The 11,431-nt window shown below is 72.9% G+C and carries 11 protein-coding genes; all 11 read left to right on the top strand.

What is annotated here, in order from left to right; genetic code table 11:
* Nucleotides 1-25 precede the first annotated feature (25 nt).
* A complete protein-coding gene (locus tag OHA72_RS10590) occupies nt 26-916 on the top strand; it encodes a replication-relaxation family protein (RefSeq protein ID WP_327007669.1) in 891 nt (296 codons plus the stop codon).
* A gap of 627 nt (nt 917-1,543) precedes the next feature.
* Nucleotides 1,544-2,368, top strand: a complete 825-nt coding sequence (locus OHA72_RS10585; RefSeq protein ID WP_327007668.1) for a hypothetical protein — start codon at nt 1,544-1,546, stop codon at nt 2,366-2,368.
* A gap of 231 nt (nt 2,369-2,599) precedes the next feature.
* Entirely contained in the window at nt 2,600-3,058 is a 459-nt protein-coding gene (locus OHA72_RS10580) for a hypothetical protein (RefSeq protein ID WP_327007667.1), read from the top strand.
* A gap of 170 nt (nt 3,059-3,228) precedes the next feature.
* Nucleotides 3,229-4,410: a hypothetical protein gene (locus tag OHA72_RS10575; protein ID WP_327007666.1), complete on the top strand. Its 1,182-nt coding sequence runs from the start codon at nt 3,229-3,231 to the stop codon at nt 4,408-4,410.
* 284 nt (nt 4,411-4,694) lie between these two features.
* Nucleotides 4,695-5,315, top strand: a complete 621-nt coding sequence (locus tag OHA72_RS10570) for an RNA polymerase sigma factor (protein WP_327007665.1) — start codon at nt 4,695-4,697, stop codon at nt 5,313-5,315.
* A gap of 100 nt (nt 5,316-5,415) precedes the next feature.
* Entirely contained in the window at nt 5,416-5,793 is a 378-nt protein-coding gene (locus OHA72_RS10565) for a histone-like nucleoid-structuring protein Lsr2 (RefSeq protein WP_327007664.1), read from the top strand.
* A gap of 525 nt (nt 5,794-6,318) precedes the next feature.
* Nucleotides 6,319-7,338, top strand: a complete 1,020-nt coding sequence (locus OHA72_RS10560) for a winged helix-turn-helix domain-containing protein (RefSeq protein ID WP_327007663.1) — start codon at nt 6,319-6,321, stop codon at nt 7,336-7,338.
* Nucleotides 7,339-7,427: 89 nt separating this feature from the next.
* Nucleotides 7,428-8,099 carry a GGDEF domain-containing protein gene (locus OHA72_RS10555; RefSeq protein ID WP_327007662.1) on the top strand — a complete coding sequence of 224 codons (672 nt, stop codon included), beginning with the start codon at nt 7,428-7,430 and terminating at the stop codon, nt 8,097-8,099.
* 53 nt (nt 8,100-8,152) lie between these two features.
* A complete protein-coding gene (locus tag OHA72_RS10550; RefSeq protein ID WP_327007661.1) occupies nt 8,153-8,854 on the top strand; it encodes a hypothetical protein in 702 nt (233 codons plus the stop codon).
* Nucleotides 8,851-9,324, top strand: coding sequence for a hypothetical protein (locus tag OHA72_RS10545; protein WP_327007660.1), 474 nt, complete (start codon nt 8,851-8,853; stop codon nt 9,322-9,324). Before OHA72_RS10550 ends, OHA72_RS10545 begins: the two co-directional genes overlap by 4 nt.
* A gap of 370 nt (nt 9,325-9,694) precedes the next feature.
* Complete coding sequence (locus tag OHA72_RS10540; protein ID WP_327007659.1) at nt 9,695-11,296, top strand: hypothetical protein; 1,602 nt, start codon at nt 9,695-9,697, stop codon at nt 11,294-11,296.
* Nucleotides 11,297-11,431 lie beyond the last annotated feature (135 nt).

The following is an 11,431-nucleotide window of genomic DNA, read 5'->3' as shown; positions in this document are numbered from 1 at the left end:
TGGCTCCGACCCGGACTCTCTCGCCGTGTTCCGGCGTATCGTGCCCCGCGACCGCGCGCTCCTCGCCCTGCTCGCCGAGCACTACCTGCTCTCGGCACCGCAGATCGCGGCGGCGTTCTTCGACGGCCGGCGCACCGCGCAGCGGCGGCTGACGACCCTGTACCGGCTCGGTGTGCTGCACCGCTTCGCCTACGCCAACGCCGCACACACCTCCGTGCCGTACCTGTACACGCTCGGCCCGGTCGGGCTGCAGCTGTACCCGACCGTCTACAACGACCCCGACAACCGGCACACCAAGGCACCCCGCAGCTCCCTGGACCGGGCCCGGCGCATCGCCGCCAGCGCGACCGCAGCACACCTGCTCGGCGTCAACCAGTTCTTCATCGACCTCATCGCCGCCGCCCGCCGGCCCAGCGCCGAACAACCCGCCGCCTCCGCCGACGGCGAACGGCCCAGCCAGGGGCGGCCGCCGCAGCTGCTGCGCTGGTGGTCCGAACAGCACGCCACCGACGTCTACGCCCAGTCCGGTATCCGCCCCGACGGCCACGGCATCTGGCAGGCCGACGGCGCCGCCGTCGGGTTCTTCGTCGAACACGACCGCGGCACCGAGAACCTGCCCCGCGTGGTCGCGAAACTGCGCGGCTACGCCCGCCTCGCCGAGTTCGGCCCCCGCTACCCGGTCCTGCTGTGGCTGCCCACCGCCGAACGGGAGGCGAACCTCCTGCGCCTGCTCACCGGAGTCCGCACGCCGATGCCGATCGCCACCGCCGTGCACGGCCCCGACCCCGCCGGCCGCGTCTGGACCCTCGCCGCCGACCTGCCGTCGAACCCGGGCCACCGCTACCGGCTGCACGAACTGCCGTCCGACCACGGACCCCACTCCGGCACCAACCCCGGCCGACCCGCAGACTCCTGACACACCCGGCCAGAGCGGACACCGGCTACGGACAACGCCGCCGAGACCGCTGCGAAATCCGCTCACCGCGCCGGGACATCCGCTCACAGTGCAGGTCAGGCGCCCGTTCACCAACTCCGGGCAAGGTCCTTGCCGCACCTGTCAACGCAGCTCACGGCGCAGACACCGTCGGTGACTGCCGCACCACAAGATCGTTTGTGAGCGTGGTGTCGTCTCACCGCGACACCACGCACCACGCGGCCAGCCGCTCACAACCCGCTCACAGCGCAGGTCACGCCCGCTTTTCACCGGTCACGGCGGCAGCGGGCGCTGTGAGCGGCAGCCGCTACCGTTCACGGCACTACACAACCCCCACATATTTCTCCACCCGGTTCGGTCCCACCTGAGGGACAACCCGCCGCACCACCCGGTGCCCGCCACCCACCCGCCCTCACCGGCCGGTCGGTACCCGCACCGCGCGGCGACCCCAGGTCGCACCAGACCACCAGCACCACCGCAACTCCCAGCACCACGGCGCCGCACCCGAGCGCCACCACAACCCAACACCTCGTCCCAGCCGACCCACGAACCCGGTGGGCCGGTCACTGCTGCGCGCCCTCAAGCGCCCACACCCAAGGAGGACCCCTCATGGCCAAGAACCGCAACAACCGAGTCACCAACCAGACCAACCGCTCGAACCCGAGCACCAGCACCAGCCCGGCCACGAGCACCAGCTCCACCAGCACCACGCCGGCCACGAACGCCAGCTCCACCAGCACCACGCCGGCCCGCACCGCTCAGCTGGTCCCGACGGTCCACACCATGATCGTCTGCGTTCCGGCAGAGCTGCCCGCCGAGGCGCTGGTCAGCCGTCAGCTCGACAAGCACTTCGGTGTCTCCGGCACCCTGTCGCCCCGCTTCTGGGCCACGCCCAGCATCTGGGTTTGGCAGCGCAGCCAGCTGGTCGACCCCCGCAAGGGTCAGCCCGTCTACTGCGCCGGAGGCCCAGCGAAGCTGCTCGACCTGGCCGGCATGCGCCACGCCGCCGCCGTCGGCGCCAGTGTCCGCTACCAGATGTGGTCCCGCGTCGTGCAGGGCACCCGCCCCGCCACCCCGTGGCCGCAGCTGCTGCAGCAGCACATCGCCGACCCGGCGAAACTGTCCCTGGACGACGCGATCGCCCGGTACAACAACCAGCCCCGCGTCATCGCGATGCGGATGCACAACGCCGTCACCTACGGCGCCGGCCAACTGAACCTCCGCGAACTGGAGATGTTCCAGGCCGGCCCGATGGCCTACCAGCACTACAGCGCCACCACGGCGCTGACCGCTGACACGCTCATCACCGCCGACGGCACCCGACTGGCACCGGCCAGCGACGCGTTCGCCCACCGGGTGACCTACCTCGAGCAGGCCAACCGCTACCTCGCCAACCTCGACGAGGACCAGCGGCTGCTCGCCGTCGCCCTCTAACCCCACCACCAGCACTACCAGTACCACCCACCGGAACCGGTCGGGACAGCCCACTGCCCACATCCCTGTACCCGGGGGACCTCGCAGTGTGTGCTGCCCGATCGGCTCCACCACACACCACAGCTACACCGGCACACGGCATACCGCCACGTTGGGCGGTCCACCCCAACGTGCGTACCCGCCGACCCGTCGGTCCGGCCCACCCCCTTCCACAACCGCCGAAAGGCCACCATGCACCAACTGACCTTCCCGCTCGCCGCGGTTCTCGTCCTCGCCGAGCACGCCGCAGCCGCCCACACCAACGCCGACCCCTACTTCGGCGACACGACCGGCCCGGCGCTGCTCCTGGCCGCCGCCGACAGCATCTACCTGCTGTCCAACGGCCAACCGCCGCTCGCCGCGGCGGCCTGGCAGCCGCAGGCGCACGGCAGCCTCGTCGTCTACGCCGACGGCTACGGCCCCGGCGCCCTACCGGCCGCCGCCCGCGCCGCCGCCGGCCTGGACGAGGAGATCCTCACCGGCGTGCCCGTCCCGGACGCCGTCCTGCGCCGGCTCCGCGCCGCCGCCACCGACCACGACCTGTTCACCCTCAACCTGTCCGTGAGCCACGCGATCCTCGGCGTGGCATGCCGCCAACCCGGCAGCGCTGCCGGCGCCGGTGGCATCCGGCCGGAGCACGAGGCCCGGTGACCGCACCGCCCGGCGCCCCGGGCTGGGGCATCCCGCGAGCCCGGCCCGCGCAGTGGCCGCCCTTTCCCCTTTGCCGCAGCACCTCACCGCATGGCGGACCACCCGACTGCACCCCCGGCCTGGCCGCTGCCCGCGGCCGGGCCGCCACCATCTGACGAAAGGACCAGCCGATGCTCACACCCGACACCGTCGCGAACCTCAGCGCAGGCATCACGCAGTACGCCACCAGCAGCCGCAAACCCCTGTCCGCACCCGAGTTCCAGATCATCAGCGAGTACCGCCCGGCCAACGGGCCGCGGGCCTTCGAGTTCGACCTCATCCACGAGTCGGTGTGGCGACACTGGGACGGCGCCCGGCAGTTGCCCGGCCTGGTCGGCATGGCCGAGTTCAGCGACCTGCTGCTGGCCACCGCCGCCCAATGGCTGCCTGAGCACCAGCGGAACCCGCTGTTCACCATCGTCGGCTTCACCCTCATGTACGACGACCCGGCCGAGCCCGCCACCGACCCCGACCCTGGCTCCCGTCCGGACGGCGGCGTCGCCAGCGCACCGACCCGGGTCCTGGTGGCCGCCGACGTGGACGGCCACCGCTACCACATGGTCACCGACGCAAGCCGGCCGTCCGGCACTGTCCGGGTCACCGAACCCGGCATGCCGGTGCCGGTCACGGCCGACGATCCCTTGTCCGGCATCGGCCACGCAGCGCTGCGCGCGCTGAACCACCTCGTGGACCTCACCAACACCGTCCTCGGACGCGACGCCGCGGGCCAGCCCGACCGCGACGACACCAGCCCGCTCTCCGCGGGTGAGATCGTCACCGTGCACGGTGACCGCTGGGACGACGAGCAACGCGCGCAACTGTGGGTGGTCGTCGATGTCTTTGACGACTACACGATCGCGGTCCTCGGCGGCGACGGCTACCAGTGGCCGCGCGTGCCCCGCCGCGCGCTGACCAAGGTCACACCCGCCTGGATCCGGCGGGTGCTCCGGCCGGACGCCACCCACGCCTATGTCGACGCCGACACCAAGACGCCGACGCTGGTCGACGAGACGTTCACCGACCACGGCACCAGCGGCTACGAGCTCGTCCGGACGTACCGCCTGGCCGGGTCGCTGCTGCGGGTGCGGGTGTGGCGCGGGCCGCAGCCCGAGCACAGCAGCGCGGTCGTGCAACTGCTCGACCCCGCCGGTGACCACTCCGTCACAGCCATCACGGGACTGACGTCCTGGCACGCCGCCACACCGTCGGAGGCGGCGGACGGTGTGCCGCTCTACGCGGTTGCAGAGGAGTTGCTGTACAGCGCGGTACGCATCCTCACCCCTGCCGACCCGGCGCGTCCACGACAGCCCTGACGTCGACTGACCTGACGCCGGCTCACCGGCCGCCGCGCACGACGGCCTGAACCTGCACATCCCGCGAGCCGCACCAGCAGCTCGCCCACCGCCCGGACCATCCGCGGCGAAGGCATCACCGCAGCACTGCACTCCCGCACCGTCGCACGACTGCACAGCCGCACGACCTGGCCGCTGCCCGGCCACCCGCGCACCAGCGCGCATCCTCCGGGCACGGCCGTACGGCCGTGCCCGGATTCCGCTTTCCCGGCCCCGAAGGGGTCGCTGTCGAAAGGAATCCGTTCATGGCCACCACGCACAGCCCGGCCACCGGCCGTGACATCCGCCGGTTCCGGCGGCCGGTCACCGCCGCCGACATCATCCTGGCCGCACGGCTCCGCGCCGGCGACCGCGACGCCTTCACCGACCTGTACCAGTCCGCTGCGGTCGACCTGACCCGGTTCGTCGCCGCCCGGGTCTGGCGCCGGGACCGCGACCTCATCGAGGACTTCGTGCAGGAGGCGTACTGCCTCGCACTCACCGAGCCGCACCGCATCGACCCGGACCTGCGCGGGTCGATGCGCCGCCTCGCCGTCCGGGCGATGACGAACCACAGCTGGTCGCAGCGACGGTACCTGCGCGCCGCCCGCACCATCTACACCGACCGTACCGTCACCAGCCCTGGCACCGCCGTCGGCGCCCGGCCCGGACCGGTCGCCGGCCGGACGATCGCGGCCGTCACCCTCACCCGGTTCCCGCAGGCCCTGGCCCGGCTCACCCCGGACCAGCGCCGCGCCGTGCAACTGCGCTATCTCGACGGGCAGCCACGCACGACCGTCGCCGCCCAGATGGGCCGCACCATCGACGCGATGCGCTGGCTCGAAGGCCGCGCGCTGCGCCGCCTGCACGAACTGTGCACCGCCTGAACCGTCGACACCCCCGCAACCGCCTGTCGCCACCCCGCCGCCAGCCATGGCGGCGGGGTCATCCCCCGTGTCCCGCAACCCGCAGAGGAGTACCAGCACCATGGCCAAACTGATCCGGCACATCGTCACCGACGACCTCGACAACAGCACCGACGGCGTCGCCAACTACACCTTCGCCCTCGAAGACGTCACCTACGAGATCGACCTGACGCCCGGCAACATCGACCGGCTCCGCGCCGCCCTGGCCCCGTTCACCGCCGCCGGCCGCCGGCTGCCGAAACGGCACGCCGCCAGCCGCGCCGTCGCCGCTGCCGCCGCGAGCAGCACCGGTGACGCCACCGCGGTGCGTGCCTGGTGGGCCGAGAACTGGCAGCACCTCAACCTGCCCGCCCACCGCAACCGGGGCGCGATCCCGATCCGGGTCCGCCGGGCTTACGCCGCCGACCGGCACGCCCAACCGCGACCCGGCATGCAGTAACACCCGCGCGGCACGTACGCGCCACACACTGGCCGGTCCGCACCCCGTGGACCGGCCGGTATCGGCGTCTGCGGCCGTCCGTACGGCCTCCCCAACCCGCGTCCAGCGGCATGGCCGCTCCGGCGGCCACACCATCGCCGCCATCGACGTCTACCACTGCTGCCTTGCTCCGCCCATCCATCTGCGGGCGTGGACGGCACGGTGCCGCTGTGACAACCAGCCGTAGATGGCGGCTCGCTGACGTCGACCTCGGCGTTTGCCTCGGTTGCCAGCCGTAGTTGGCGACAGTTCCCAGAGGTAGTTGGCGGGAGTCGCGCGGGATCAAGCCCCTGATGTCGCCGCGACCGGTGCCCCGCCATCTGTCGCTGGGAACCGCCATCTATCCCTGGTCGGCACAGCCGCCCGCGCCCGTCGGCGTGCCTCTGAGGTCCGGGCGCACCGACTTGCCCTTACCCGCCGCTCAAGCGTGCATCAGTGCACGCCTCACCACGAAACCCTGCCACGGCAGGAGAAACGGGGCCCGACATGCCCAACCGAACCAACCCCAGCACCTCCACCGAACCGGCCACCACCGGCACACCTCCGCTGGACAGCAAGTCGCGGCAGATCCTGGACGCCCTCGCCGAGCTCGGCGACATCACCGCCGGGAACCTCGCCGAGCACACCGGCATCGCCTACCCGACGACCACGAAGAAGCTGCGCAACCTCAACAGCGCCGGGCTTACAGACTCCCGCAAGGCCGCCAATGGCCAGATCGTGTGGTACCTCACCGACGCGGCAGCCGCGGACCGCACCGAAACGGACCGCGCCACGCAGAACCCGGCCCCGGACGCCACGAACGCCGGCACCGCCGCGAAGCCCGAGCCCGAGCCAGCGTCGGCGTCGGCGTCGGTTCTCCGGCCTGACGTCCTGGACGATGAGCCTCGGGCCTTCGACACCGATGAGGCCCGGCAGGCCACTCCGACGGCACCGGAAGGCGCCCTCGACGACCCGAGCGGCGAACCAGGCGAGGTCTCGCCCGCTGACGACGCGATGTCGGTCCACGCGCCGGCGACCGCGAACGCTGACGCTGCGGCCTCGACCACCGGCGCAGCCGCTGCGGCAGCCGCAGCCGCAGCCGCAGCCGCAGCCAACGATGCAGGCGACGCAGCCAACGATGCAGGCGACGCCGAGGCGGACACCATCACCGGCGGCGAACCCGCCAATCCCGCCGATCCCGCCGCCGCCGAATCGGCTCCGCCGGCCGGGGGTCAGCCCCCGCGGCGGCGCGCACCGGGCGAACTCGACCGGTCGATCCTGACCATCCTCCAGGCGCACCCGGAGCAGAAGTTCAAGGTCAGCGAACTGTGCCGGCTGATCGACAAGGCCGATGAAGGGACCGGTCTGCCGAAGGCCAGCGCTGGCGCGGTCGTCCTGTCCGGGCAACGCCTGGAGCGCCAGGGCTCGGCCGTCCTCGCGGCCGAGCACCCGGTGAGCTTCCAACTCGCCGCCGACACCGGCACCGCCGCTGCGGCCGAATCGCCGCCGGCGCTGACGTCCGTCTGACCGGCGGCGACGCACAGCCCGGGGCGGGCACCGGAAGTTCCCCCTACCGTGCCCGCCCCGGTGCTCCTCAACGACAAGGAGCCTCCCCAGTGTCCCCGACTTCGCACCTCATCCTCGCCATGACCGGTGGTCTGGTGGCCGGGCTCACGCTCGCCGCGTTGCCGCTGTGGCGGCTGCGCCGCGCGCTGCGAACCGCCCGGTTCCAGGCCGGCCATGACGACACCACCGGCCTGCCCAACCGCCGGACCTTCCTCACCGCGCTGCAGGCCGCTCTCGCCGCGGGCCGTCCGTTCGGCGTCATCCTGCTCGACCTCGACGGGTTCAAAGCGGTCAACGACACCTACGGCCACGAGACCGGCAACGACCTGCTCACCGCCGTCGCGCACCGCCTCAACGCGGTGGCCACGCCGGCAGTGCTGGCCGCGCGGCTGTCCGGCGACGAGTTCGCGGTCCTCGCCCTCGGCGGCCCCGACGAGGTCCACACCGCCGCGCAGGCGGCAGCCGACGCCGTCGGCGCCGAGCCCGTCGTCCTGGACGGCGGTACCACCGTCGCGGTGCACGCCAGCGTCGGCTACACCACCAGCCGGCTCGGGATCACCGCCCGCGCGCTGCTGCGGGAGGCCGACGAGGCCGTGTACCGGGCCAAGACCCACCCCAGCGGTCTGCGCCGCCACCCCACCACTCCCGACGCCCACAGCGTCGCCGGCACCGCCGGGCAGCCGCACGCCGCGCCGCGGCGCAGCCGGGACCGCCGCCACTGACACGTCCCAGCCCGATTCGACCCACCACCACCGATGCCCTCTGGAGCAGTTCCATGCTGTCCACCGACACCGTCCACGCCCTCACCGGCTGGCTCCTCACCGCCACCGAAGCCCCTGACATCCCCGCGCTTCCCCGTACCCGACGGCCCGGCCCGCACCCCGGCAACCACCGCACACGTACCTCCCACCGACCGGTCTGCAACCTGCTCCTGCTGCACGACGGCCCGGCCTTCGACGTAGGACCGCACAGCCGGTGCATGACCGGCGCCCCGGTCGCCATCAACCGACACCTGCTCGACGCCCACCGTGGCGGCCTGCCCGACCTGCTGCCCGACCTCGCCGCCGCGCTGCACCCGCACCGACCCGCAGCCACAGCACCGCACGGTGACATCCTGCACGGCGTCTCCGACGCCGTCTCCGACCTGCTCGCCACCGCCGGGCCCGGGATGCGGCTGGTCGCCTGCGCCGTCCTCTACGACGACATCCACACCGGCACCGCAACCTGCGCAGACACTCCCGGGGACGGCACCGTCGAGCAGTTCACGGTCACCGCGGTCCGCCGCGCCGACGCCGTGGACGTCGACGGGCGCGCCTACCAGGCCGTCTGCCTCCCCGGCGCGTCGGCAACCGTGATCGTCGACGACGAGCCCGACCCGTACGACAGCCCGGCCACACTGCCAGGCCTGACCGCGCTGCTCGCCGCCGCCGGCCGCACCGGCCCGCGCGACGTGTCCACCATGGACGGTGGCGGATGATGAGGCCACGCGTGCCGGCCGACCTCGCCGCCGGGATGCTCGTCTGGCAGCTGCGCCGGTCGCGGGACAGCGCCGTGGGCAACGTCGGGTTCTGGCTCGGTCTCTGCGTCGAGGATCTCACCGCCGTGGCCGACGCCCTCAGCACGTCCACCGCGGCGGTGCCGGACCGCGAGGCCCGCCTGCGCGCCGTCGAAGGTCTCCGGGCCACACTGCAGCGCTGCGCAGCGGCGATCACCGCCGGGCAGGCCACCTACTCGACCCTGTCCGACCTGTGCACTGCCGCGCGGACCCTGCGGTTCGTACGGCCGGAGCCGGCCACGGCGGACATCCCGGACACCGACAACCCGCTCTACAACATCACCGTCTGGCTCATCGACGCCATCAGCGGCAGCGCCACGCTCCTCCACGCCCAGGAGGCCCTGGACACCGCCGCCCGGTACGGCTACCCGGACGACGCCGCGACGACTTGACCTACGCCGCAAGGCGAGCGTCGATCGACACCGTCGCCGTCCGGAACCGGCCGCACAACACCGCTCCCAGGCCGCCGGACCGGACAGCGGCCCCTACCCGATCCGGTCCAACGCACACCCGGACCGTCACCGCACGACCCGACCTTCCGCTCCACCGGCGACACCAGATCAAAGGCCCCGACGGCGCCCCGCTCCTGCACGGCGAAAAGGTCGCCGTTCTGGCCCGCTGACCCGCCGGCCACCCGACCTCTACCAACCACGCCGGCCGCGCCACCCACCTCGGGCGGCGCGGTCTTTGCCATGCCCGCACCACCGCCAGTCGGTCGCCGGCCGGCAGTGACCGAACCCTGAACCAGAAAGTGGAGCACCGATGCACGACCACGACGACCAGCACGCCATACAACCCCCAACCACCGGCCCGAACACCCCACCGGACGACACCGGCACCGACACCGACACCGACGCGGGAGGGAGCCATCACCCCGAGGCAGCCGAGACCAGCACGACGCTCGACTGGCCGCAGCTGCTCGACGCCCTGCGCACCGTCGGCGCCACCGACGGCGCCGACGCGGCCAAATGGTGGATCCAGGACACCATCGGCGGCAGAGTCACCGGCGACCCCAGGCCGGCCGCCCGCAGGATCCTCGCCGGGACCACCGACGGCGAACCGGCCGTCCAGGACACGCTGCCCGGGGCCAACTCCGGCTGGGCCGCCAGCTTCGCCGCCTGCCACCGCGGCACCAGCAGCGGCGAGCACGCGGCAGCCGCTGCCAGCCTCACCGGCGAACAGTGGCAGCAGGCCGAGGCCGCCTACCTGAACGGGTTCGACACCGCCGTCACCGACGCGATCACCGCGGCGTGCCGGCGCACACTGCACCCGACCGGCGACGACCGCGACCTCACCGGCCTGCACCCGGACCATCTGACCCTCGGCGGCGTCGGCGTGTTCGCCGGCGACTGGGGCTCCTACACCGACGGCGACGGTGCATGGCGGACCAGCCGCGGCTGCGTCGGCACGCTCATCGACACCTGGAACGGGTGGGCCGTGTTCCGCTGCACCCGGGCCGTCGCCGACGCCATCGTCGAGGACCTGCAGCAGAACCGCGACACCTACCGCAGCCACCTCACCGCCGACGGGGTCGCCGCCGCCGACCTGGACCGACAGGTCGACGAGAGCCTCGCCCAGGTCCGGTTCGACGGCGACGTCATCGTCGTGGACTCCACCCGCGTCTCCGGCGACCCCGACGACGTCGAGCGCATCGCACCCGACGACGGCCGGTACGTGGTGATGGGCTGGAGCTGGTGCTGGGAAGCGGTCGACCCGTACGACTGCGACCGCATCGCGGGGGACCTGCCCGAACCCGACCGGCAGCAGGAATGGGTGCTGCTCACCCACGCCCCGTACACCATGGTCGCGCCACCCCCGTACCGGGTCACCGCCGTGCGGCACCGCCCGAGCGGGACGTTCTTCGCCGAACTGCACTACAACGGCGAGCTGATCGCGGCCATCCTCGGCGGGCTGTGGCCCACCCACCTTGCCGGGACCGGCGCCCCGTTCGACGGCGCGCATTGGCAGGCGTACGTGGGCGCGGCCCGTCACTGCGGAAAGCCGATGACCGAGGCGGCGCTCCTGGACGCCCTCGCCGACGAGTACCGGCTCGCCGTCGCCACCGACACCGAGATCGCGGCCGGGAACACCCTTGTCCGGCTGCTCGACGACACGGGCACGATCCTCGCCTTCGTGCGGGTCACTCCCAGACCGGCCGGCCCCGCCGCGTTCCGTGACGTCCGCGAGCTCCTACGCCAGCAGCCGGCGCACCCGTACGGCGTCAGCTGGCAGTACTGGACCGGCACCGCGTGGCGGCACCTCCGGTCCGCCGGCGCGTACCCCGCCGACACCGGGCACCAGCCGACGCCGGGACCCGGTCACGGCGCACCCCGCGACGGCACCGCAGCGCCTTCCGCGGACTGACCGCGACCTGCCGAACCGGCCACCACGACGGCGGCCGGCCCGCCCCTCGCGGACCGGCCGCCCCCATCTGTCATCAGCGCCGACCGACAACTCCGTACCCACGGCACGCTCTGCAACCGACTCACAGGAGGAACA

Origin of the sequence: Dactylosporangium sp. NBC_01737 (genome assembly GCF_035963215.1) — a bacterium.
Classification (GTDB): Bacteria; Actinomycetota; Actinomycetes; order Mycobacteriales; family Micromonosporaceae; genus Dactylosporangium.
This window is presented reverse-complemented; position numbering and strand designations above follow the sequence as displayed.